Source organism: Flavobacterium potami (assembly GCF_020026915.1).
Taxonomy (GTDB): Bacteria; Bacteroidota; Bacteroidia; order Flavobacteriales; family Flavobacteriaceae; genus Flavobacterium; species Flavobacterium potami.
This window is the reverse complement of the sequence record NZ_JAINUY010000004.1, coordinates 294,703-317,633: the sequence shown is the minus strand read 5'-3', so window position 1 is coordinate 317,633 and position 22,931 is coordinate 294,703. Positions and strand designations below refer to the sequence as shown.

Sequence of the window (22,931 nt, the reverse complement as noted above, 5' to 3'; positions counted from 1 at the left end):
TTTTGAAATATAGAAGTCCTATACCGCAAAAAACAATTCCAGTTCCTGTAAGGTCTCTTTGGAAGTCTGAATATCTTTTACAATTTCGCCTTTATTAAGTGCCACAATTCGATCACAAACCTCAACAGTATGCTGCAAATCGTGACTTGAAACTAAAACGGTAACATTTGGATTGTCGGCTAATTCTTTGATAATTTTTTTTAACCTGCTAACCGTTGTTGGATCCAAATTTGCAAAAGGTTCATCTAAAATTACAACTTCAGGATTTCCTATTAGAGTGGCAATGATTCCAACTTTTTTCTGATTTCCTTTTGATAAGTCACGAAGGTATTTTTTATTTTTTAAAATTTCTCCGTTGAAAAACTCTTCATGTTTCGTTAATAATGCATCAACATCTGCTTTGTTCTGATTGCGTAAATCTCCGATAAAATAAAAATATTCTTCAGGAGTTAAATATCCGATAAGGAAGTTCTCATCTAAAAAAGAACCAGTAAAAGATTTCCAATTTTCACTTGTATTTACTTGAATTCCATTGCTTTTTATATATCCAGTAGAAGGCTGAATAAGGTCTAAAAGCAAACTGAAAAATGTTGTTTTTCCTGCTCCGTTATTGCCCACTAATCCAAAACTTTGTCCTTTTGGAATTTCAAGATTACTGATGTTTAAAACTGTTGTTCCGTTATATTTTTTTGAAAGCTGATTTACTTGTATCATGGTAATTGTTGATTTTAGATTAATTATCTAATTGACAAATTTTCTAATTATGTTATTAATTCTTTTGTTTGTAAGCACTTATTGTACTGTATTTTTCAATTTTGTATCTCTTTTCAATTAAAGAAAAAACTTTTTCCTTAAAGACAAAACCGATCACTCCTGCTCCAGCAACTAATGCCAGACCAATCATTTTGTTTCCGAAATACATTCCAAGTGCGTATAAGCCTAAAGGAAGTAAAATTTTTGGCAGAGATAGTAGCATCGCACTTGCATTAAAAGCTTTTTTGTCGCCAAAAGCACCACCTGCATTACTAAGATCTATTGGTGTTTTAGTAAAAGCACCTCCCAAAAGAACCAAATGAGAATTGACTCCTATATTATAAATTGCACCAACTACAATAGTCAAATAAACTTCCCATCCGTAGAAAAGATAAAACGAAGCCAATATTGTAGAGACAAATGTTGCGATTACAATAAGCCACCATTTTGAAGTGATATAACCTCGATACGGAATATTTTGTGTCATCATTAATTGATAATACGAACTATCCCAACTCGGTACAAACTGACCAAAAACAAATAAAAATCCTCCTGAAACAAATATTCCCGCAAAAATATGCATCATAGCTGGCTGATGTGAATTTCCAAAAAAGATTAAACCATAGAATAAAAAGATTACACTCATTACAATTGTGGTTTTTGATCTTTTATTTCTTTTAATCAATTTGATATCATTTTTAAGGAAAGTTCCCAAAGTTCCAAACTGATTCAGCCAAGTAAGGTTTTCTGTAGAAGCTTCATCTTGTTTTACAGAAAGTCCTTCATCCAGATACAAATTCTTTTTGAAGTATTTAAAAGTAAAAACATACAATCCGATTAGTATCAGAATTGGAATTAAAAAAACGCCTTCGATATCGTAAAAGTTTTGAAAAAATGGCGTCGTAAATACTGTAACATCAAACAATTTGTAATATTGAGCACTTGCAAATACCAAAATTAACATCACGAAAACAGCGAATAATTTATCAATGTTACTTAAAATAATATTCAGGAAATTATTGATATAAACTAATGCTATAATTCCTAAATGCCAGAAAACAATTCCCACAACATCGTATCCGTTTAAAATTAATACCACCGAAAACGGAATAAAAAACAAGGCATGAATCCAATTAAAAAAAGACAATGCTGTTTTTCCCAAAGAGAAATGAACGATAGTTGGTTTTTTAAAGGGAAGGACCAGTAAAGGTTTGATATTTAGAACCGGAATTGACTGCAATAATAATCGTATAATCAAATCAAGTAGAAAATAGTAAACTAGAAATTTGTTAACAGTTACAAATGGTTCTAATTTCATCTCTTTAAGAGCATAAAATGCTCCAACGCCCATTCCTATAAAAATTAATGAAAAATAGATCATAAAAAAACCTATTAGTATTTTCATAGCCAGGTTTTTACCGAAAGATGCCGATCTAATGAAAGCTTTCCATTCTAGGTAAATAAACTTCTTAATCATGGTTTATGGTTTTAGTATTTTTGTAGTAAGAGACCAAATGTAGGAAAACGTTACAAAAAAAGTTAAAAAAAATAATTTCGTGCTACGCTTTTAAGAGTGGTTTGCTACTTTTGCATAAAAATTCTATCATGCCTTCATTCTTAAAACTTATAATTAAAGAGGTAAAACGCGAAACTGCAGATGCTGTTTCAGTACTTTTTAATGTTCCCGAAGAACTAAAACCAGACTATAAATTTATAGCTGGTCAATATATAAATTTAAAATTAACTCTTGACAATCAAGAAATTAGACGTGCTTATTCTATTTGTTCTGCTCCAGACAGCGGCGAATTAAGAATTGCGGTTAAAGCAGTAAAAAATGGTCTTTTTTCTCAATTTGCCAATACTAAATTAAAAGCCGGAGATGTTCTTGAAGTAGGTCAGCCTGAAGGTAAATTTACTTTTGAGCCAGATGCTGAAAGACAAAAGAATTATGCTGCATTTGTAGCAGGAAGCGGAATTACTCCTGTTCTTTCTATTATAAAATCGGTTTTAAAACATGAACCAAAAAGCTCATTTGTATTGGTTTACGGAAATAAAACTCCTGAAAATACAATCTTTCACCAGGAACTTCACGATTTGCAATTGCAATACGTAGGCAGATTTTTTGTGCATTATGTATTCAGTCAGGCAAAAGCTGAAAATGCTTTATTCGGAAGAATTGAAAAATCGGCGGTAAATTTTGTGCTGAACAATAAACACAAAGAACTTCAATTTGATAAATTTTTCTTGTGCGGACCAGAAGAAATGATCAATACGGTTTCTGATGTTTTAAAAGAGAAAAATGTAAAAGAATCTGCTATTAAGTTTGAACTTTTTACTTCTTCTACAGAAGAAAACGTAATTCAGGGTTCTCAGGAAGGACACACAAAAATTACAGTTTTGGTAGATGATGAAGAGACTACTTTTGAAATGTCTAAAAAACAAACCATTCTTGATGCTGCTTTAAAACAAGGCGTTGATGCTCCATATTCTTGCCAAGGCGGAATCTGCAGCAGCTGTTTAGGCCGCGTTACTGTAGGAAGTGCAGAAATGACAAAAAACTCTATTTTAACTGATGGCGAGATTGCTGAAGGTTTAATTTTAACTTGCCAAGCGCATCCAACTTCTGAGACTATTTATGTTGATTACGACGATGTATAATCGTTAGGAAGTCTTAAAAATATAAAATTCCAAATTCCAATGCAAAAAATTGGGATTTGGAATTTTTTTTCCACTTTCTGAGAATTTACTACTCCCATTTTCATTTTAAAAGATACTTAAAAAACCGTTTTTGTTTCTAAAGATTTTTTAAAAAATATGCCGAAAATTCATTAAATTAGTAGTGCACACAAGACTGATACATTTTTTATCTTATGGATAGATTTTGTAAGCCTTCATTTAATTGTCAAAACTTTTAAAACATTAAATATAATGGCAACACATCATTATCTTCGCCTTACTTTTATTTTACTTTTCGTAATAACCTCTTTATTCTGCATCTATTTTGTGATCAAAAAAAGAAAAAACAGAAAAGGTCCTAAACTGATTTCAGAAGAAAAATATAATTCTACGATGGTTAACGGAATGACAGAAATCTCAGCTAATGATAGCTTTTTTAATATTTGGCCTTATGTAAGTGAATTAAAAGCGGCTAAAATTTTATCTAGAAAAATTAAAGAATCTGATTTGGTTCATAAAGTTTACCGAAATTCAACCGATGATTTTGAACATATTTTACTGGCTACTGAACAAGAAAATCATTTTGTTAAAGTCGTAGTTGACAAAAACAAAAAGAAAGTTCTAGGCTATCTTTTTCTGAGTTTATAAAATTTCATCTACTCTAGTTTTTCAATGGTCTGCTTGGAGAAATACTTTGACTAAAAGATAAAAAATTTAAGGATATTTGTCAAAGTTTAAAATTTGAAAGATGAAGTCAATACGAGAGATTTTTAAAAATAACCAATCGCTTTTGGAAGAATCAGAAGTTATTCAACTTGTAGATTATTGTTCAGAATTGCAAGATGAAATTGTGGAACTCAAATTTCAAAAAACAGATAATAAAGAGCTTCCATTGATTGATATGATTAAAGAAGTCATAAAAGGCTGTGAAGCTTTAGAAAAAGAACAAATGGAACACGAACGATTTGGTTATGATGCTCCAGATTATCAAGAAACAATCTCGAATCTTAAAAGTTATCTTTATCGCAGATGTCGTGATGAGAAGATTTGGCTTGGATAAAATTCAAATAAAAAAATTCCAAATTCCTATTTTAACTTGGAATTTGGAATTTTAAATATTGGTATTTATTAGAGAAACTACATCTTCTGGAAAAATTGTTCTCATCGCATCTTCATAACCTTCAACAATCTTGTTTCCATAAACCGAAGTTGGTAGTTTTGGATATTGATTTCGGTCTGAAGTCAATGCATTTTCTAGAGTCTGGTTAAATGGCAAAAATCCCGCGTACGGATGTGTTGCACCCCAAAGCGTTACAACTTTAACTCCCAGCATTGCAGCAATATGTGCATTTCCAGAATCCATAGAAAGCATTACATCCAGGTTACTTATCAATTGTAATTCCTGTTGAAATTTAATTTTTCCGGCAACATTTATAACATTTTCAAATGGCTTTGAAAGCGTATCTAGAACCTCTATTTCTTTCTTTCCTCCACCGAAAAGTAAAATTTTATTCGTTGAATTTTCAGCCAATTTTTCAATGACTACTTTCATCAAATCTAAAGGATAAACCTTTGAATCATATTGCGCAAAAGGTGCAATTCCGATTAATTTTGAATTTTGATTTCCGATAATTTCAAGAATATCAGGACTTAAAATCGCTTTTTCTGGAAAGTTAGGATTCGATAAATTTAAAGGAAAACCCAATTCTTCAAACACTTTTCCATGTCTTTCGAACATGGTTGGCAATTGTTTAAAAACCTTGTTATCGGCACGAGTCAATTCTTTTTTTCCTTCACGACCTTTATCAACAGTTGCTCTTTTTTTTCCGCTTAAAGCGAAAAGCAAGCTCACAACTTTAGATCTCAATACATTATGAAGATCTGCAAAAGCATCAATTTTCAGCTTTTTCAAATCTTTAAATAATCGTAAAAGTCCAGGAAATCCTTTGTGTCTTTCTTTTTCATCAAAAGCAAAAAACTCCAAATTCGGAATTCCATCAAAAAAAGGTTTAAAAAAAGGACGTGAAATAACAGTCAGTTTTACCGTTGGATATTGTTTTACAAAAGCTCGTAAAACAGGAACCGTCATGGCGACATCTCCCATTGCGGATAGTCTCATGACGGCTATATGCTTAATTTTGCTAGACAGGTCTGCCAAATTATTTTTTATTTTGATATAACACAGGGTTCAATTCATCGTCATTGTACATCTTCATTTGTTTGTACACTTTCATGAATTTATCGCCATTTTCGATATCTGTCAATAATTCTTCAATTGCTGTAGATAAATCTGTTCTTTGTTCTAAAAGTACATTTAATTTTTCCTGACATTTATCTCTGTGCTCCTGAGAAGCTTCAGCACGTGTAGCTTCTTCATGCATATGATAAATTTTTAAAGCCAAAATAGACAATCTATCAAATGCCCAAGCCGGACTTTCAGAATTGATTTTTGCTCCATCTTTAGCTTTTACATTACTGTATTTTTGCAAAAAGTAACTGTCGATATATTCAACCATATCAGTACGTTCCTGATTTGAGGCATCGATTCTTCTTTTTAATGTTAAAGCCGCAACTGGATCAATCTGTGGATCACGAATAATATCTTCAAAATGCCATTGAACGGTATCAATCCAATTTTTTAGATATAACAAATGCTCGAACTTATCTTTTGGATAAGGATTATTGATCGGCTGGTCAACATTATCAAATTGATGATAATCTTTGATACTTTGCTCGAAAACAGAATATGCTAATTTTGAAAACATGTATTTATTTTTTTAGAGTTACAAAGATACTTTTTATACTTTTATGCTACGAAAAAAAGCAATTATTTTTCGTTTTTATACTTTTATTCGTTAATAAATTAATATTTCATCATGAAAATTCACTATATATCTGAAAACAACAGCGTTTTAAATCATTTTCTTGGACAAATTAGAAATGTAAATGTCCAAAACGACAGCATGCGTTTTCGTAGAAATATTGAACGTATTGGAGAAATTATGGCTTACGAGCTAAGCAAAATTTTACCTTACAAAGAGATTGAAATCAAGACTCCCCTTGGCATCAAAAAGACCACTCAAATTGATACCGACTTGGTTTTATGTCCAATTTTAAGAGCTGGATTACCGCTTCATAACGGGTTTTTGAATTACTTTGATCACGCAGAAAACAGCTTTGTTTCGGCTTGCAGGTATCATCCAAATAATGATGATGAATTTGAAATTTTAGTTGAGTATCAAGCTATTTCAAATCTAAATAATAAAACGGTCTTACTTCTGGATCCGATGTTGGCAACTGGACAATCTATAGTTGCTGTTCATAAAAAATTGCTTGAAAATGCTGCTCCAACAGAATTTCATATTGTTGTAGTTATTGCAGCTCCTGAAGGAATTGCACATTTAGAACAAAATCTTCCCGAAAATTGTCATTTATGGGTTGCTTCTTTGGATGAAAAATTAAATGAGAAAAATTATATTGTTCCTGGTCTTGGAGACGCTGGAGATTTGGCTTATGGAAGTAAATTATAGTTGAGAGAAAAACGTAAATAAACTACACACAATCAATACATAATATACAATTTCGTTATTCAGTTTTTGCTGCATGTATTCGACATGACTGGCTGCCATAATGGTTAATGGTGCTATGCTAAAAAGCAACAAATCATTGCTTTTGTTTGGCGAAATAATGAAAACCAAGACAGCAATAAAGAAATAAGCTACGACTTTTTTGTATGAAGAATGAACAATTTGTGGTCTGTTAGATAAGGTCATAAGCATTGAAGTAACAAAAAACAAAGCGACTGCAGTGTAAATTGAGAGTGCTGCATTTTCGTAATTATTCTTAAAATAATCAATTCTAAAATCGATTTGAGCCCTTTCCTGGAAAAATGCCACGACATCAATCTTGAAAATTAAAGAAGTCATATAGAACAAAATTGCTACAGCCAAAAATGCAATAAATGGTAAAACCCAGTTTCGATAATCTCTCGAAACGTGAAAAACAATTGATATATATACCAATATTAAGAACAAAATACTCCAGAATTGAAATAAAGAAGCTACAAAAATCCAAAATGCCGCATCAAATATTTTTTCTTTTGATGCTTTAAGTGATTGCAGTGAAATTAGCCTTCGAAGTGACAATAAAATAAAGAAGTTGGCATAAATAACATTCGGATTATTGAATATCGTCGGGAAAAACAAAAGAAATAGTAAATAGAAAAGTATCGCGTAACCATTGTCTTTACTGAGTCCGTTCTTTTTTACGACAAAATTTATCATAAAAAATGAAGCCAAAATAAAGAGCAGCAAACTCACTTTTTGGAAAGCCAAAAAATAAGAACTCACCCAAGAAGGGTCTTTAATTTGGAACATAAAAAAGAAAACCAGTATTAAAATTACAACAAATGAATAATTTAATGGTGTAGATTTTTTAAAAACACTTGTTATCATAAGGATATTTTATACTTTTGTGGTTGTAAAGATAATACTTGTTTAAAAGGAAAAACCTAACAAGTGGAAAAAAGATTTGGTTCGCCGAATTTTATCTTCAAGATATTACACAACATAAATAACATATAATTTTAAAATTTATGAAAGCTTTTTTCGAAGGAATTCAATACTTATTCGTTAATATTTTGTTTGCTCCTCTTGACTTTTTACGTCGTTTGGAACTAGTTACATGGTTTGGTGCAAACACTATTAACTGGATTTTCATGATCATCTGCTCATGCGCAATCGTTTATTGGATTAAACAATTACGTATTTTTGATGACGCTGGAACAGAAAACCAAGATACAACAGCTCATTCATTTTTAAAATAAAAACCAAACCCTTAATTAAAAGGGTTGGTCAGAATTTATTTTTTAAATTAAATCGAAGCCGATATCTTTTCTAAAATACATCTTATCAAAGCTTAGTTTATCTATGTTTTGGTAAGATTTTTTTATGGCCTCTTGGAAATTGTCTCCGTATGATGTTACAGCAATTACACGTCCTCCATTAGTAACGACATTTCCGTTATCTAATTTTGTACCTGCATGAAAAACGATAGAATCTGTTACATTTTCTAAACCAGAAATTACTTTTCCTTTTTCAAAATCTTCAGGATATCCGCCAGAAACTACCATTACTGTTGTTGCACTTCTTGGATCAACTTCTAAATTAAAGTCTCCTAATTTCTGATCTGCAACAGACAAAAACAATTCTACTAAATCTGATTTCAATCTCGGCACTACTACTTCCGTTTCCGGATCTCCCATTCTTACGTTGTACTCAATAACGATTGGTTCGTTTTTAACATTGATTAAACCGATAAAAACAAATCCTTTGTATTCGATTCCGTCTTTTTGGAAACCTTCGATTGTTGGTTTTACGATACGAGTTTCAATTTTTTCCATTAAAACGGCATCAACATAAGGAACTGGAGAAACTGCTCCCATTCCGCCTGTATTTAAACCTGTATCTCCTTCTCCAATTCTTTTGTAGTCTTTTGCTGTTGGAAGAATTTTATAGCTTTTCCCGTCTGTCAAAACGAAACAGCTTAATTCGATTCCGTCCAAAAATTCTTCAATAACAACTTTAGAACTTGCTGCTCCAAATTTTGAATGAACCAGCATGTTTCTTAATTCCGTTTTAGCTTCTTCAAGATCCTGAATAATCAAAACACCTTTTCCAGCTGCTAATCCATCTGCTTTTAAAACGTATGGAGGTTGTAACGTTTCTAAGAAATCACATCCTTTTTCTACAGTTTCAGCAGTAAAACTGTCGTAAGCTGCAGTTGGAATGTTGTGTTTCATCAAGAATTCTTTTGCAAATTCTTTACTTCCTTCTAATTGAGCACCTAATTTTGATGGTCCGATAACTGGAATATGTTTTAAACTTTCGTCGTTTTTGAAAAAATCGTAAATACCTTTTACCAACGGATCTTCTGGTCCTACGACTACTAAACTTATATTTTCTTTAAGTACTAAAGCTTTTACCGCTTCAAAATCTGTCGCAGAAATAGCAACGTTTTCAGCAATTGCAGCAGTTCCTGCATTTCCAGGCACTACAAAAAGTTTTTCGCAAAGCGGACTCTGTGTCATTTTCCATGCAAATGCATGCTCTCTTCCGCCTGATCCCAATAATAAAATTGTCATGGTGTTGTTGTATTTAGTTGTGGTGCAAAAATACTTGCTTTTGCACGTAAAAAATAATTAAATCTCTAAAAAGTTGTTGGTTCTATACTGTTAGTAATTCGTAAACCTTATTTTTGACAAAAATCTTCTCATGAAACATTACGTAAAAACATCTATTTTCAAAGTTCTTAGTATTCTTCCGGATTCTTTAGGCTCAAAAATTTACCATCAATTACAGAATGTATCTGAAAATAAAAATGTTGAAGCAAAATTAAAAAGCACAGAAAATACGCTTAATACTTTAGGTCAAATTTTTTTAGGCTTGAATATTGATCTACAAAACAAATCTGCAATTGAAATTGGTTCAGGATGGTTGCCTATATCTCCATACATACTAATTCAGAAATATAAATTAAAAGATATTTATACTTTTGATATTAATGAACATTATCAAACCAAAAATATCCTAACTTTTAATTCTTTATTTTCAAAAATATTCAATTATGATATAGTTGTAGACAAAAAGAATCAATATCCTCTACCAGAAAATGTTCATTATTATCCGTCTCAAAATATAATAAATACAGAAATTCCTAAAGCAGATATCGTATTTTCAAGATTTGTATTAGAACATGTAACTCCAGATGATATAACAGAAATGCATAAAAAATTTAAAAGCTCTTTGCCAAAAGGATCTTATGTTGTTCATTTTATTTCTCCTAGCGATCATAGAGCATATTCTGACAATTCATTATCACTTCAAGATTTTTTAAAATATAGTTCTAAAGAATGGAATAATATTCAAACAAGATTTGATTATCACAATAGATTAAGATTACCTCAATATTTAGAAATTTTCAATTCTTTAGATTTAGAAATAGTTTATATTTCTCATGATAACCCAAAACCAAATTCTCCCCAGGAACAGAAGTTTAAAAGCTTGAAAATACATCAAGATTTTTCAAAATATTCTGAAAAAGAGTTGACAGCTGGTAGTATAAATATAGTTTTAAAAATATAATGATTCCACTCTTCGATATTTCGCTTCAATTAAATGGCTTTCCAATAAAGAAAGCTAAAGCCGAATTGGATAAAATTTTGAATGTTTCAGAAGATAATTACAATGATTTTATTGAAGGTAGAAAAAAAGAGATTGTCAATTTTCATTTAAAAAACAATCTTTTTTATAAAGAGCTGGCCAATATCGATTCTTATGAAAATTGGTATGATTTACCTGTTTTAACTAAATACAATTTACAAATCCCTTTAAACCAAAGATTATCAACTGGATTTAACGAAAAAAATGTTTATATAAATAAAACTTCGGGCTCTAGTGGAAATCCGATGGTTTTTGCGAAAGATAAATTTTCTCATGCCTTAACATGGGCCGATTATAAACGCCTTTTTTCTTGGTACAAAATTGATTTCAATAAATCTCTTCAAGCACGTTTTTACGGAATGCCTTTGACTTTTTTAGCAAACAAAAAACTACGTTTTAAAGATTTTTTAAGTCATAGATACCGCTTCAACATCTTTGATCTATCTGATAAAGGCTTAAAAAAAATTACGGCAAATTTTGAGAAAAAGAATTTTGATTACATAAATGGTTACACCAGCAATATTGTTTTACTTGCAAAATATCTACAGAAAAAAAATATTGTCTTAGCGCATATTTGTTCGTCATTAAAGGTCTGTGTCGTTACCTCAGAGATGTTATTTGAAGAAGATAAAATCTTACTCGAAAAACAACTTGGTATTCCAATCGTGAATGAATATGGAGCTTCAGAAATAGGAATTATTGCTTTTGAAAATCCTGATGGAGAATGGTTGGTAAATTCTGAAACGCTTTTTGTAGAAATCGTAGATCAAAATAACTTACCTGTTCCTAACGGAGTAGAGGGTAGAATTCTTGTTACCAGTTTAGATAACAAAGCACATCCGTTTATTAGATACGAAGTTGGAGATTATGGAATTTTAGATGAAAAAAGTACTGCTAAAAAGCCTATCCTAAAAAAATTAATTGGCAGAACCAATGATGTTGCCGTTTTACCAAGTGGCAAAAAATCTCCTGGAATGACCTTTTATTCTATTACTAAAAAACTATTTGACGACGAAGGAAATGTCAAAGAGTTTAAAATCATTCAGACCCAATTAGATGTTTTTGAAATAGAATATACCAGCGAACATGAATTAACGAATTCTGAAATAGAAAATATTGAAAAAGAGTTTTCTAACTATTTAGAACCTGGTTTAAAGTACATATTTGTGCGAAAAGATAATCTGGAACGTGGTAAAAGTGGAAAACTAAAACAATTCAAATCCTATTTAAAAACATAAATAAAATCCTACATTTGTTTTTTTTTAATTAAAAACTGATGGACGATCATTCTCTACTTTCTGAAGAAACAATTTCTGATAAAATATATTTTATTCGTGGACAAAAAGTGATGCTGGATTTTGATTTGGCTTTGCTTTATGAAGTTGAAACTAAAAGACTAAACGAACAGGTTAAAAGAAATTTATCAAGATTTCCTGAAGATTTCATGTTTCAATTAACTGAAAATGAATATGTCTCTTTAAGGTCGCAAATTGCGACCTTAAAGAAAGGACGAGGAGAACATCAAAAATACTTGCCATTTGCGTTTACAGAACATGGTGTTTTAATGCTTTCAAGCGTTTTAAAAAGCGACAAAGCAATCCAAACCAATATTCAAATCATGAGGATTTTCACGAAAGTGAGACAAATGATTTTGGATACAACTGAAATTAAAGTTGATATTCTTCAGATTCAGAAGAAGTTAGAGAATCATGATAAAAATATAGAATTGGTTTTTTCTTATTTGGATGAATTAACGGAGAAAAAAGAAAATGATTCTGAAAGAGTAAAAATTGGATACAAAAAGTAATTCTTTAACTTTTTAAAAACATAGCACACGGTTTCAACCGTGGGACGCATATATATTCTAAATACGTTTCCCACTGTTGAAACCGTGGGCTATTTTTAAAAATAGCCTTAAAAGATTGGAGGTCAAAATTGCGACCTCCAATCTTTTAAATCTTCTTTATATATTGTTTTTTTACAATCAACTGCGTGTATAAAAAGCGAATCATCAACAAAACGGAAAACACAAAATTATACCCGTGGAATTCTCTATAAACTCCAAAATTGTGTTTGATTAATTTGAATTTTGAAGAAGAAACAGAATCTTTCCTAATTCTATAAAAAGCCAAAGGTTCTGGAACTGGCTTTACTATTTTAATTTGTTTTAAAATCGTAAGCCAAATTCTCCAATCTTGACGCTTTTGTGAACTTTCCAGCTTTATTTTTCCAAAATAATCTGCATCGTAAATCGCTGTCAAATTACCCACGTAATTGCAGAAAAACAATTGTTTGTAGGTTAACGGATTTGGTGATTCGACTCTTCTATTTAAATCATTTCCTTCTTCGTCTATAGAATCGTAGAAACTAAAAGTAAAGTGTAAATTATTTGCTTTTAAAAACTGAATTTGTTTCTTCAATTTCTCAGGATGCCAGAGATCATCAGCATCTAAATAAGCAATATATTTTCCGGTAGCTTTTTCTAGAGCTGAATTTCTGGCAAAACCATTGCCGCGGTTTTCCGGTAATTTAAAGAGTTTTATTCGGCTGTCTTTTTTTGCAAATTCTTCAATTATAGCAACCGTTCTATCTGTTGAAGCATCGTCAGCCAAAATCATTTCCCAATTGGTATAGGTTTGATTTTGAACAGATTCAATTGTTTGTCTAATGAACTTTTCAGTATTATATGTGGGTACAATAATAGAAACTAATTCGTTCATCTGATGCTAATTGTTTTTGGAATTTATTAAAAAACAGCCCGAATTCAATTCAAAATTCGAGCTGTATCAAGTTTATTTTATATAACTAGAAAAGTCTTTGTGTTCTTCTTTGGCAAGTTCTTCTGCAGATAATGATTTGAAATATTCATAAGTGATTTTCATTCCCTCTGCACGACTGACTTTTGCTTCCCAACCTAACAATTCTTTTGCTTTTGTAGTGTCTGGCTGACGTTGTAACGGATCATTTATTGGCAATGGATGATAAACCACTTTTTGATTTGTTCCCGTCAGTTTTATGATTTCTTCGGCAAAATCTTTGATTGTGATTTCGTCTGGATTTCCAATATTTACCGGATATACGTAATCCGAATGCAATAATCTGAAAATACCTTCGACTTGATCGTCTACGTAACAGAAAGAACGTGTCTGCATTCCGTCACCAAAAATCGTTAAATCTTCGCCACGTAATGCCTGACCAATAAATGCAGGAATAACACGTCCGTCGTTTAATCGCATTCTTGGTCCATAAGTATTAAAAATACGTACAATTCTGGTTTCTACGCCATGAAAAGTATGGTAAGCCATTGTGATTGATTCTTGGAAACGTTTTGCTTCGTCATAAACACCACGCGGACCAATTGTGTTTACGTTTCCGTAGTATTCTTCAGTTTGTGGATGCACCAATGGATCTCCGTAAACTTCAGAAGTCGATGCAATCAATATTCTGGCTTTTTTTACTCTTGCTAATCCTAATAAATTGTGAGTTCCTAAAGATCCTACTTTAAGAGTCTGAATCGGAATTTTTAAATAATCTATCGGACTTGCAGGCGATGCAAAATGTAGAATATAATCTAAATCACCAGGAACATGAACAAATTTGGTAATATCATGGTGGTAAAATTCGAAATTTTCCAGTTTGAATAAATGCTCAATATTTTTAAGATCTCCTGTAATCAAATTGTCCATTCCGATTACAAAATAACCTTCTTTTATAAATCTGTCACATAAATGTGATCCTAAAAATCCTGCTGCTCCAGTAATAAGTATTCTTTTCATGTTATTTTAATTGTGCTATATAAATACTCTCCAGATCATTTATTTTTTGATAAATATTATGATTCTTTTCAAAAGTCTCCTTTGCGTTTTTTGAGAACTTATCGTATTTATTTTCATTTTGAAGTAATTCGATTATTTTTTTGCTAAATTCTTCTGTATCATTTTCTTTAATGCAATAACCATTAAATCCATTTATAATTAAATCTCGATTACCATCGCAGTCAGAAACTACACCAGGAATTGACAATGCTAAACTTTCGATAACAGAATAAGGCAGTCCTTCATATCTCGCGGTAGATAGATACAATTTTGACTTACTTATAATGTTTAAAACATCTTCTCTTGTTGTCCAGCTCAATAACGTTACTTTACTTTTTAAATTTAGTTTTGTTATTAAATCTTCTACTTGTTTGATGTGATCTGCATGATGTCCTAATCCTAAAATAACCAAATGTACATCTCTTGTCTTATTAAGTTCGTATAAAACCTCAATTAATTCTTCGATATTTTTTTGATAACACGGTCTTCCAACAGTACAAAGGTACTGGTCTGGCCATGTTTTTGTTATTGATAGATCCAAAATCTGATCAATTGGTTCTATTGCATTATTAAAAAGACTCGTTTTTGATTTTGGAAAGCCTACTTCGTTTATTGCTCTATTTAACTCAGATTGTGAAGATGCTAATAGAATTGTTTTTCCTTTTGAAAGTAATTTTTCAATTCCTAAAAAAAATACTTTTTTAATTTTACTTTCAGCACTCAAAAAAGAAAATGCTTGTGGTGTGTGCAAAACTTTTATTCCTGTTAAGAATCCAACAATTCTTCCTGTAACCCCACCTTTTGTACTGTGCGAATGTATTAAATCTGGTTTTTCTTTACGAACAATTTTCCATGCTTTTAAAATCGCTTGGAAATCACTTTTCAAAGATATCTCCCTATAAATTGGAAGCTGATAATCAACAATTGATCTGCCGTCTTTATCTACAAATCCATTTATACTATCAGAATCTCCATGAATTACTATATTTTCAAAATTTTTTGTATCCAAATTGTGAAGTATCTGTCTCAAAGAAACATCAACTCCTCCTACTGAATGTAAAATATGCGCAATTTTAATTTTCTTCATTTATTTTAGTCTGGGGCAAAATTAGTACAAATATACCAAACAAATAACATCCAAATTGTCGGTAAAATATGTTCTCTACTATAAAAAAAAGTAAAAAAGAAACTGTTATTGCAATTTTAAAAAAATCTAATTTTACTTCTAAAAATAATTTAATAAAAAATAAAGTAAACAAGAGAAAAGCAATAATTCCTCCTACCAAATAAAAATCAATAAATTGATTATGAGTATTAAACTTTTCTGTTAAAAAATATTCTTTCTTAGAGGCGTTTTCTATAGAGTAGGAATAACAATCTAACAAGTTATTTTTTATTGTTTGATATCCATCAAAACCTGTAAAAAAATTAAAATCATCCAGTTTTGTCATTTTGTAGGCACAATTCCAGATTACAATTCTTGGTTCATAGTCAGAAGCTTGTTGTAAAGATTGTTCTAAATTACTTTTTATAAAAAACCTTTCTGCAATATTTTTATTCGAAACAACAATTACGGCAAATAAAAGAAATAGCATCAAAGCTCCTAAAATCTTCTTATACCATTTTGTTTTTAAATAAAATAAGAAATAAATTCCCGCTATAAAAAAAATTGTAATTATAGAAATTCTAGCAGAAATCAATAAAATAAAACCTAACAAAACTACAGAATTGAAAATATAAATCTTGCGCCATTTTACTATTTCTACAGCTTTTTCTAAGGCTAATAAAAAACCCAAAACTGCAATAAAACCAATATATGGACGCTCTAAAAGTAATAATTTATTAACCTCAGCAGTATTAGAAAAAGGTAAAATCCCTGTTTTAAAAAAGAATGCTCCAATTAAAATTAAAGAAACTAAAATACAACTGTTAATTCCGATTAAGATAACAAACTTTAGTGTTTTTAAATCCTCTATTTTATGCAGTAAAATCGAAATCCAAAACACTAATAAAAGACCTTTCAAAATCTTAAAATCAAAAAGTAAATTGCCATTTAACGCTGATTTTAGTATTAAATAAGATGTCAACAGTAATAATATGTTTTTTGCGGAGAATCTAGGCTTAAATACTTCTATTTTAAAAATTACAAAAAACAAAATTGTTAGTAAAATAAGGCCAATATTTGGTAATGCTTTCGAAAAGAAAAGCACTAAAACCATAAAGTAAGCAGTATAATTATATACGTTTTTCTGAATTAGACTTTTCATTTCTTAATCTTTTTGAGGAACAAAATAAAACGATATGGAAGAAGCATTAATATGTAATTCCTAAACAATCCGTAAATCGGATAAAATCCAAAATAAAAATTTTCTTTAATAATTTTAATTCTGCTCTTGACTTGTTGTTTTCTTCTCTGCACAGAAATCCCTTTTTCATTAATTTCAATTTGAGTAAGATATTGATTCATGTTTGCCATTTCGTATGATTTTGAAATAGTAAAGAAAAAGGCATAATCTTCGGCAGATTTATGATTTAAAGGATATAATCCAACTACTTTTAATATTTCTACAGAAAACATTACTGCAGGATGAATGAGCATACAATTAAAATACATTTTGTTTTTTATATCTCTATCTCTTAATGGCAAATTGATTGAGTACAAAAAATTATCATTACTGTCTACAGCAATTACATTTGATCCGACGATTTTTACACCAGGATTTTCATTCAAGAACTTTTCCTGGATTTCAAACCTTTTTCCTAAACAAATATCGCCACAATCTAATCTAGCAACGTATTGATATTGTTTTTCAATTATAATTTTTAAACCTGTATTTAAAGCAGTTTCAATACCTTTATTGCTTTCTAAGTATTCAAAAAACAGTTTACCTTTTGCCTTAAAACTTAGTAAAGCAGTATCTTCATCAAACTTATTTAAGCTTCCATCGTCAACAATCATAACATCTAACTCTTCGTCATGATCTATAGATCTTAGCGATTTCATTAATCCATCAGAATTGTTATAATATGGTATTAAAAGTACAACCTTATTCATCTCTTAAATTTAAAGATTTGTTTCGCATTCTAATCAAGATTGCCAAACAAAGCCAGACACCATAAATTCTAAAAGTGTCAATTTGCAACCAATTGATATATAATCCTAAAAGTGAAATTAAAACAATTATTAGAATTGTTTTTTCTTCGTCTTTTGCGTTTTTAAATAAAATTCTAATCTCATTTAAAGAAAAATATAGCAGCATTAAAAATAAACTAATACCTATGAGACCTGTTTCGGCCAACAATCTTGTATAAAGATTATAGCCTGGCGGAAAGGCTTTTTCTTTTTTATTTTTATAAAAGAGCTTAAACTCGTAATTATTTCTTGTTGCCCACGTAGGATAATGTGTTCTGTTATGATAAGCCTGCTGGCCAAATCCAACTCCTGTAATAGGATTTTCTAAAAAAACTTGTACTGCAGCATATTGCATCCCAAATCTAGATTGATTGGATACGCTTTTAGTTAAATTCTTTTTGAAGTCTAAAGAATCCATCTTTTCTGATACAGATTGAATAACTTTTTCTCCTTTAAAAACAATCAGAACCGAAAAAACGATTGCAAAACCAAGAACAAAATTGGTCACATATTTTTTAAATCTTATATCCTTATACAAGAAAATCGAAAAAATAAATACCTGAAAGAATATTACAATTAATCCTGTACGAGATCCCGAAAAATAAGTGAGAAGTAGAATTGCAAGCGCGGGCAGAAATCTTGTCTTTTTTTTACTAGTGAGAATATAGCTAAACATCCATCCTGAAATTGTAATAAGATAAATAGCTAAAAAAGGAGGTTCATAACTTATTGTCGAAATTCTTCCCTCGGGATGAAGATTCACTTCAAGAAAAGGAAAATAATCAAACCCTTTTAAAAGAGGATACAAAAATACATATCCAAAAATTGAAATTAGAATTTCTAAAAATCCATAAACAGAAGCAACAATTAATGAACAAAGAAATACTTTCCTTATTTTATAAAGTATTTCTTTTAATTTCATTTTTGATAAAACATTGATATAGAAAATAAAGAAAATCAATGCAGAAATAAGCAGAGCAAAATATTGCCTTATAAATCTGTTGATGCCACTTGTACTTTTGAAATAATTAGAATTGACGGATGATGCATTTAAAATCGTTGCTGCTAAGCACCAAACTAAGAACAAGATAACAAGTTGAAAAATAATATTCTTATAGGGGATTACTATTTTTTTTGATATAAAGACATTCGCTACTAAGACCAAAAATCCAGCAAATAAAAAAAGTGCACCCGATTCGGTTTTAAATTCTCCTAAAAAAGCTATTCCTTCATAACTATTAAAAGGGAAAAAGAAAAGACCTAAAAAAAATAATATGGTATATATTTTTGTGAGCACTTTTAGTGTTTTTTTGTCAATTTATTTATTCTTCTAATTGTCTCAGAAATTCGTGGATGATATCCTATTTGAATGCTTAAAATTAATAATACCAACAAATTTGGTGTCTTATTGATAATAATTTTCAGAACCATTTTTTCATATACTCCTTTGTCTTTTAGAATTTCTTCAGTATATTTTTTTGATAATTCATATACTTTTTCATGAAAAACCATATGTTTTATATAATCCCTTTTCTCTTTAAATGGAACTTTTAATACTGAACATTTATACACCAGATAGAAAATTCTTTGTATAAATCTAATTGCCTTTAATTTTTCAAATTCAGCATCTAAAATTGAAAGACTATATTCTGTTTTATAATCAAAATAGTATTTTTCTAGTGCTTTTGAAAAGTAATCGTTTTCTAAAATTTGTCTTGATTTACTATCAGCTACATCTCGATAATAATATCCTGCATAATCAATAAACAAAACTCTTTCTGCCTTGTTAAAAGCTTGAATATTAAATATATTATCTTCTTCAATAACTCTGCTTTCTGGAAATCGAATATTATTTTTGTTTATAAAAGTTCGCTTATAGATTTTATTCCAAACAGCAAATAAATCCTCCACTTTTAGAAGATTTGGAATAATCTGATCTTGTATAAAATCCTGATTAAAAATTGTATTGACATCAAAACCAGAGTATTTGATAATATACTTACCATCTCTTCCTAATATTGTTTTTGATATTAAAATGTCTAAATCATGTTGCTTAGCATTATTATATAAATTTTCTAAGAAATCTTTCTTCAAAAAATCATCATTATCTAAAAACCCAATATATTCTCCAGTAGCTATCTCAATTCCGGCATTTCTTGCCCCACTTATTCCTTTATTAACCTGATTTAGAAGTTTTATTCGATTGTCTTTTTTTTGGTATAATTCGATTATTTCAAAACTATTGTCTGTCGATCCATCGTTTATAAAAATAAATTCGCAATCTGAAAGCGTTTGATCAAGAACTGACTTTAAGCAATCGTGCAGATAATCTTTTGCATTATAAACCGGAATAACAATACTAACTTTGTAAGCTGTCATGTCTGCACTAATTTTTTAGAATCAAATCTGTTTCTTTACGGACAAAATACCACATTCCTAAAACCATAAAAATTTGAATAAATAGAACTGTTATTGCCGTTCCTGTTTCCTGATAAAAATAGGTCAATATAAAATTAATACCAAAATTTAAAATTGTAGCCAAAACTATAACTTTAAAATATAGTTCATCTTTTCCAAGATTTAGCAAAATCTGTTTACCAAACATAGTATCCAGAAATGAAAGTAACGGAATAAAAATTAAGATTCTTAAAATAATAACAGAACCAAACATTTCTTTTCCGTAAATGATTTCAATAATTTGTTCCGCAAAACAAAAACACAGTACTATCGTTAAAGAAAAAATAATAGTTCCGATAATTGTTATTTTTTTAATTTTTTGAAGCGTTTTGATCTTATCCAACGCCATTTCTTTTGAAAGGTAAGGAAAAATAGTGTTTGATATTGGTGTTTGCAAATTACCAATTGCTCTTGCCAATTTTTCTGCTGCCGAAAAGAAACCTACAGCTTGATTTCCGGCAAATATTCCTAAGATTAATGTATTGGTATTAGTAAATAAAGAAATTTTAAGCTCTGATAAAAACATATATTTCGATTTACTAAGTTGTTCCTTAATTCCTGAAAAAGGTTGAATTTTAAATCTGATCTTAAAATCTTTCCAGATATAAAACCAAGCAAAAATTCCTGCTGTAATAAATCCTAAAGCATTGAAAAGAGGAACTAAGTAATAATCTGATTTTTTGGTTACAAAAACAAATAATGCAAGTGCAAATATAATTTTGGTAATTAAATTTAAATAAGTTACATATTTCATTTTTTGCATTCCGTGAAAGAACCAAACAGGAAATATTGCTTGCCCTAAAATAGAACCAAAAGAAAATAAATAGACAATCCAATATGTTCTAAAAATGTTAAATGCGAAAACAATTCCCATCATTGCAATAAAACTCATGCCTGTTAAAAGCATTTTTGCAGACATAATTTGATTAAAAATCAGGTTTTGCTTTTCAGGATCATTTACAGCTAATGAAATATCACGAGTTCCTGTTGAATTAAAACCGTATTCTGTAACAATTTGAAAATATGTTATAAAAGCGAAAGAAAAGGATAAAAGGCCAAAATATTCAACTCCTAAAACACGAATAAGATATGGAAATGTAATTAACGGTAATATTACGTTTAAAGCCTGAAGTATAGAAAGATATACAAAATTTGAAGCTAAAATTTTGTGCTTTTTATATTGTTGGAATATCTCAAAATTTGGCTTCAAACTTTTTTAGCTTTAGAGTAAAAAGAAGGCTATACCTTTTGTGAAGGAACAGCCTTAAATTTATTAGTTTATCTTTTTAAAAAAATTACATTTTAACTCCTCTAACCATTTCAATTTGAGGGTAAATCACTTCTTTAGTTAAAAAATATGGGTCGAAATCTTCTCCTTTTTTGATAAAAGATACTGTGCCTGTCGTTTCATCAAATTTAATAAACTCGTTAGGTGTAAAATATTTTAAAAGATCTTTTTGTTCAATTTTGAAAACTCTTCCTTCAAAACTTAATGTAATAGAGTTTATTATTATTGGGCTTTGCTCTTTATTTGAACTAATATCAAAACGTATATCGTTAGGCAAAATTCCTTCAGGAATACTAAATGTTATTTGTTGTGATTCTGGTTTCCCTTTTACACCATTATAAACAGTATTTTTAGCATCAAAATAAGCAATTGAAGGATCTTTATAAAAAAGAATGAGTTCGTCATCTTTTTCAATTTTTAAATCTACAATCACATCAAATGTGTTTGCTTTTATTTCTTCAACTGGCTGTGCTTCTTCTTTGTTTTTACAAGAAATAAATAATGTTACTAAAATTAAATTCAAATAAATCAACTGTTTTTTCATCTGCTTTTTTTTTGCAAAAGTATGTATATTACTAATTATGTTAAAATTTTTAGTAGAGTTCTTTTTATCTTGCTAAATCCTTCTGTTTTTTATAAAATGCAACAAAAAATTTCGAAAAAACAAATCCTAAAATAAATACAAAAGGCATTAAGAATTTTAATTTACCATTACCTAATTTGATTAACTGCAGATTTGTAGTAACGTTATTTTCCTTTATAATTTTATCAAAACCGATTAATTCTAATCTGTGTGCTGCTTGTTCATTTATCAAAGCATCTTTCGTCTTAATAATATCATTGAGTTGGGTATTTTCATTGAAATAAATCAATTTATCATTTTTTAAAGCTCCTTTAGAAGAATGAGACAGGTTGTTCAAAATGCCATCAATTTGTTTAATAATTGAGTCTGTTTGCTGAAGTTTTAATTCGACATTTCTACTAGTTACCTTTTGGATCTTTGAGTAATATTCTGAAGTATTTATATACTTCAAAATCGGTACTATTAAATTTTCTTCTGTTGTCTTATTATTTGTAAGCAAAACAATTGTTTGATAATTGTAATTTTTACTTGTTACATTATCCTCTAGTACTTTTTTTATGTCACCATCTTCGGCCATCAATTTTATTAGTTCAAAATTTTCCGGCTTATTCTGAATAAAAGTATACACATCTGCAATTGGTTTAACTTCTATTTTTTTGAGATCTTCAGGTATTAAAATACCAACTACTTTTTTCAGAAAAGAAGTGTCTTTTTCAATAATTTTCGAATTAATTAAATCAACTTTAGCGTACAAATAATCTGTACTTCCAAAATTAGGTGCAACAATAATTTCGTGCTTGTAGCTTTTCTGGCTTTGATCTAAATACCAGCCAATTGAAAAACCAGCAATAACCAGAACTAAAACGATAATCCAGTTTCGCAGAAAGAATTGAATACTTCTAAAAATAGAAGTATTCAATCTGCCAAAAAAATTGTTTATCTTTTTAGAAATTACAACTAAATCAATCTCTTGATCTGAATTATCTTGCGGTACTTTTGTACTCAT

24 protein-coding genes are annotated in these 22,931 nt (G+C 29.7%); 8 read left to right on the top strand and 16 right to left on the bottom strand.

Annotated elements, in window-relative coordinates:
* Window positions 1–18: 18 nt before the first annotated feature.
* Together K6T82_RS13640 and K6T82_RS13635 are read right to left on the bottom strand one after the other, a co-directional pair.
* On the bottom strand, window positions 19–714 hold the full coding sequence (locus tag K6T82_RS13640; RefSeq protein WP_223706582.1) for an ABC transporter ATP-binding protein: 696 nt from the start codon (window positions 712–714) through the stop codon (window positions 19–21).
* A 55-nt stretch (window positions 715–769) separates the two neighbouring features.
* Entirely contained in the window at window positions 770–2,230 is a 1,461-nt protein-coding gene (locus K6T82_RS13635) for a DUF5687 family protein (RefSeq protein ID WP_223706579.1), read from the bottom strand.
* A 128-nt stretch (window positions 2,231–2,358) separates the two neighbouring features.
* Here K6T82_RS13635 and K6T82_RS13630 point away from each other — a divergent pair, with 128 nt between their 5' ends.
* The 3 genes from K6T82_RS13630 to K6T82_RS13620 all read left to right on the top strand — a co-directional run bounded on the left by K6T82_RS13630 (window position 2,359) and on the right by K6T82_RS13620 (window position 4,489).
* Entirely contained in the window at window positions 2,359–3,411 is a 1,053-nt protein-coding gene (locus K6T82_RS13630) for a ferredoxin--NADP reductase (protein WP_223706577.1), read from the top strand.
* Window positions 3,412–3,681: 270 nt separating this feature from the next.
* Complete coding sequence (locus K6T82_RS13625) at window positions 3,682–4,077, top strand: hypothetical protein (RefSeq protein WP_223706576.1); 396 nt, start codon at window positions 3,682–3,684, stop codon at window positions 4,075–4,077.
* A gap of 100 nt (window positions 4,078–4,177) precedes the next feature.
* Window positions 4,178–4,489, top strand: coding sequence for a hypothetical protein (locus K6T82_RS13620; RefSeq protein WP_223706573.1), 312 nt, complete (start codon window positions 4,178–4,180; stop codon window positions 4,487–4,489).
* Between the two features lie 51 nt (window positions 4,490–4,540).
* On the opposite strand, the gene K6T82_RS13615 is transcribed toward K6T82_RS13620, so the two are convergent.
* Window positions 4,541–5,548 (bottom strand): glycosyltransferase family 9 protein, encoded by a 1,008-nt coding sequence (locus tag K6T82_RS13615; RefSeq protein WP_223706570.1) that lies wholly within the window; start codon window positions 5,546–5,548, stop codon window positions 4,541–4,543.
* Between the two features lie 40 nt (window positions 5,549–5,588).
* Window positions 5,589–6,194: a DUF4254 domain-containing protein gene (locus K6T82_RS13610; RefSeq protein WP_223706568.1), complete on the bottom strand. Its 606-nt coding sequence runs from the start codon at window positions 6,192–6,194 to the stop codon at window positions 5,589–5,591.
* Between the two features lie 111 nt (window positions 6,195–6,305).
* Between K6T82_RS13610 and upp the strand changes: the two genes are divergently transcribed.
* Window positions 6,306–6,959, top strand: coding sequence for a uracil phosphoribosyltransferase (gene upp / locus K6T82_RS13605; RefSeq protein WP_223706567.1), 654 nt, complete (start codon window positions 6,306–6,308; stop codon window positions 6,957–6,959).
* Here upp and K6T82_RS13600 read toward each other — a convergent pair.
* Complete coding sequence (locus K6T82_RS13600; protein ID WP_223706565.1) at window positions 6,954–7,883, bottom strand: DUF6427 family protein; 930 nt, start codon at window positions 7,881–7,883, stop codon at window positions 6,954–6,956. The genes upp and K6T82_RS13600 overlap by 6 nt on opposite strands.
* A 140-nt stretch (window positions 7,884–8,023) precedes the next feature.
* Between K6T82_RS13600 and K6T82_RS13595 the strand changes: the two genes are divergently transcribed.
* On the top strand, window positions 8,024–8,254 hold the full coding sequence (locus K6T82_RS13595; protein ID WP_223706562.1) for a DUF6341 family protein: 231 nt from the start codon (window positions 8,024–8,026) through the stop codon (window positions 8,252–8,254).
* A gap of 42 nt (window positions 8,255–8,296) precedes the next feature.
* Here the strand turns inward: K6T82_RS13595 and purD are convergent, their stop codons facing one another.
* The gene (gene purD / locus K6T82_RS13590) at window positions 8,297–9,571 is read right to left on the bottom strand and encodes a phosphoribosylamine--glycine ligase (RefSeq protein WP_223706560.1); all 1,275 of its coding nucleotides are present in this window, start codon (window positions 9,569–9,571) and stop codon (window positions 8,297–8,299) included.
* Window positions 9,572–9,701: 130 nt separating this feature from the next.
* On the opposite strand from purD, the gene K6T82_RS13585 reads away from it, so the two are divergent.
* The 3 genes from K6T82_RS13585 to K6T82_RS13575 are packed head-to-tail and all read left to right on the top strand — an operon-like array spanning window position 9,702 to window position 12,456.
* Window positions 9,702–10,571, top strand: coding sequence for a hypothetical protein (locus K6T82_RS13585; protein WP_223706558.1), 870 nt, complete (start codon window positions 9,702–9,704; stop codon window positions 10,569–10,571).
* Complete coding sequence (locus K6T82_RS13580) at window positions 10,571–11,887, top strand: phenylacetate--CoA ligase family protein (protein WP_223706556.1); 1,317 nt, start codon at window positions 10,571–10,573, stop codon at window positions 11,885–11,887. The genes K6T82_RS13585 and K6T82_RS13580 overlap by 1 nt, the downstream gene beginning before the upstream one ends.
* A gap of 38 nt (window positions 11,888–11,925) precedes the next feature.
* Window positions 11,926–12,456 carry an ORF6N domain-containing protein gene (locus K6T82_RS13575; RefSeq protein ID WP_223706554.1) on the top strand — a complete coding sequence of 177 codons (531 nt, stop codon included), beginning with the start codon at window positions 11,926–11,928 and terminating at the stop codon, window positions 12,454–12,456.
* Window positions 12,457–12,601: 145 nt separating this feature from the next.
* Here the strand turns inward: K6T82_RS13575 and K6T82_RS13570 are convergent, their stop codons facing one another.
* From K6T82_RS13570 to K6T82_RS13525, 10 genes are all read right to left on the bottom strand, one after another.
* The gene (locus tag K6T82_RS13570; RefSeq protein WP_223706552.1) at window positions 12,602–13,369 is read right to left on the bottom strand and encodes a glycosyltransferase family 2 protein; all 768 of its coding nucleotides are present in this window, start codon (window positions 13,367–13,369) and stop codon (window positions 12,602–12,604) included.
* A 72-nt stretch (window positions 13,370–13,441) separates the two neighbouring features.
* Window positions 13,442–14,425: a UDP-glucuronic acid decarboxylase family protein gene (locus tag K6T82_RS13565; protein ID WP_223706549.1), complete on the bottom strand. Its 984-nt coding sequence runs from the start codon at window positions 14,423–14,425 to the stop codon at window positions 13,442–13,444.
* 1 nt (window position 14,426) lies between these two features.
* Entirely contained in the window at window positions 14,427–15,551 is a 1,125-nt protein-coding gene (locus tag K6T82_RS13560; protein WP_223706546.1) for a glycosyltransferase, read from the bottom strand.
* Window positions 15,538–16,620, bottom strand: coding sequence for an O-antigen ligase family protein (locus K6T82_RS13555; protein ID WP_223706542.1), 1,083 nt, complete (start codon window positions 16,618–16,620; stop codon window positions 15,538–15,540). The genes K6T82_RS13560 and K6T82_RS13555 overlap by 14 nt, the downstream gene beginning before the upstream one ends.
* A gap of 107 nt (window positions 16,621–16,727) precedes the next feature.
* Window positions 16,728–17,519, bottom strand: coding sequence for a glycosyltransferase (locus K6T82_RS13550; protein ID WP_223706539.1), 792 nt, complete (start codon window positions 17,517–17,519; stop codon window positions 16,728–16,730).
* Window positions 17,512–18,519, bottom strand: a complete 1,008-nt coding sequence (locus K6T82_RS13545; protein ID WP_223706537.1) for an O-antigen ligase family protein — start codon at window positions 18,517–18,519, stop codon at window positions 17,512–17,514. Before K6T82_RS13545 ends, K6T82_RS13550 begins: the two co-directional genes overlap by 8 nt.
* Before the next feature lie 377 nt (window positions 18,520–18,896).
* On the bottom strand, window positions 18,897–19,976 hold the full coding sequence (locus K6T82_RS13540; RefSeq protein ID WP_223706535.1) for a glycosyltransferase family 2 protein: 1,080 nt from the start codon (window positions 19,974–19,976) through the stop codon (window positions 18,897–18,899).
* A gap of 7 nt (window positions 19,977–19,983) precedes the next feature.
* A complete protein-coding gene (locus K6T82_RS13535; RefSeq protein ID WP_223706532.1) occupies window positions 19,984–21,264 on the bottom strand; it encodes a flippase in 1,281 nt (426 codons plus the stop codon).
* A gap of 85 nt (window positions 21,265–21,349) precedes the next feature.
* On the bottom strand, window positions 21,350–21,886 hold the full coding sequence (locus K6T82_RS13530) for a hypothetical protein (RefSeq protein ID WP_223706530.1): 537 nt from the start codon (window positions 21,884–21,886) through the stop codon (window positions 21,350–21,352).
* A gap of 64 nt (window positions 21,887–21,950) precedes the next feature.
* Complete coding sequence (locus tag K6T82_RS13525; protein ID WP_223706527.1) at window positions 21,951–22,931, bottom strand: hypothetical protein; 981 nt, start codon at window positions 22,929–22,931, stop codon at window positions 21,951–21,953.

Excerpts from the sequence above, each read along its gene's own strand:
- K6T82_RS13640 (WP_223706582.1), bottom strand. The coding sequence starts at position 714 with ATGATACAAGTAAATCAGCTTTCAAAAAAATATAACGGAACAACAGTT.
- K6T82_RS13635 (WP_223706579.1), bottom strand. The coding sequence starts at position 2,230 with ATGATTAAGAAGTTTATTTACCTAGAATGGAAAGCTTTCATTAGATCG.
- K6T82_RS13630 (WP_223706577.1), top strand. The coding sequence starts at position 2,359 with ATGCCTTCATTCTTAAAACTTATAATTAAAGAGGTAAAACGCGAAACT.
- K6T82_RS13625 (WP_223706576.1), top strand. The coding sequence starts at position 3,682 with ATGGCAACACATCATTATCTTCGCCTTACTTTTATTTTACTTTTCGTA.
- K6T82_RS13620 (WP_223706573.1), top strand. The coding sequence starts at position 4,178 with ATGAAGTCAATACGAGAGATTTTTAAAAATAACCAATCGCTTTTGGAA.
- K6T82_RS13615 (WP_223706570.1), bottom strand. The coding sequence starts at position 5,548 with ATGAGACTATCCGCAATGGGAGATGTCGCCATGACGGTTCCTGTTTTA.
- K6T82_RS13610 (WP_223706568.1), bottom strand. The coding sequence starts at position 6,194 with ATGTTTTCAAAATTAGCATATTCTGTTTTCGAGCAAAGTATCAAAGAT.
- upp (WP_223706567.1), top strand. The coding sequence starts at position 6,306 with ATGAAAATTCACTATATATCTGAAAACAACAGCGTTTTAAATCATTTT.
- K6T82_RS13600 (WP_223706565.1), bottom strand. The coding sequence starts at position 7,883 with ATGATAACAAGTGTTTTTAAAAAATCTACACCATTAAATTATTCATTT.
- K6T82_RS13595 (WP_223706562.1), top strand. The coding sequence starts at position 8,024 with ATGAAAGCTTTTTTCGAAGGAATTCAATACTTATTCGTTAATATTTTG.
- purD (WP_223706560.1), bottom strand. The coding sequence starts at position 9,571 with ATGACAATTTTATTATTGGGATCAGGCGGAAGAGAGCATGCATTTGCA.
- K6T82_RS13585 (WP_223706558.1), top strand. The coding sequence starts at position 9,702 with ATGAAACATTACGTAAAAACATCTATTTTCAAAGTTCTTAGTATTCTT.
- K6T82_RS13580 (WP_223706556.1), top strand. The coding sequence starts at position 10,571 with ATGATTCCACTCTTCGATATTTCGCTTCAATTAAATGGCTTTCCAATA.
- K6T82_RS13575 (WP_223706554.1), top strand. The coding sequence starts at position 11,926 with ATGGACGATCATTCTCTACTTTCTGAAGAAACAATTTCTGATAAAATA.
- K6T82_RS13570 (WP_223706552.1), bottom strand. The coding sequence starts at position 13,369 with ATGAACGAATTAGTTTCTATTATTGTACCCACATATAATACTGAAAAG.
- K6T82_RS13565 (WP_223706549.1), bottom strand. The coding sequence starts at position 14,425 with ATGAAAAGAATACTTATTACTGGAGCAGCAGGATTTTTAGGATCACAT.
- K6T82_RS13560 (WP_223706546.1), bottom strand. The coding sequence starts at position 15,551 with ATGAAGAAAATTAAAATTGCGCATATTTTACATTCAGTAGGAGGAGTT.
- K6T82_RS13550 (WP_223706539.1), bottom strand. The coding sequence starts at position 17,519 with ATGAATAAGGTTGTACTTTTAATACCATATTATAACAATTCTGATGGA.
- K6T82_RS13545 (WP_223706537.1), bottom strand. The coding sequence starts at position 18,519 with ATGAAATTAAAAGAAATACTTTATAAAATAAGGAAAGTATTTCTTTGT.
- K6T82_RS13540 (WP_223706535.1), bottom strand. The coding sequence starts at position 19,976 with ATGACAGCTTACAAAGTTAGTATTGTTATTCCGGTTTATAATGCAAAA.
- K6T82_RS13530 (WP_223706530.1), bottom strand. The coding sequence starts at position 21,886 with ATGAAAAAACAGTTGATTTATTTGAATTTAATTTTAGTAACATTATTT.
- K6T82_RS13525 (WP_223706527.1), bottom strand. The coding sequence starts at position 22,931 with ATGAGTACAAAAGTACCGCAAGATAATTCAGATCAAGAGATTGATTTA.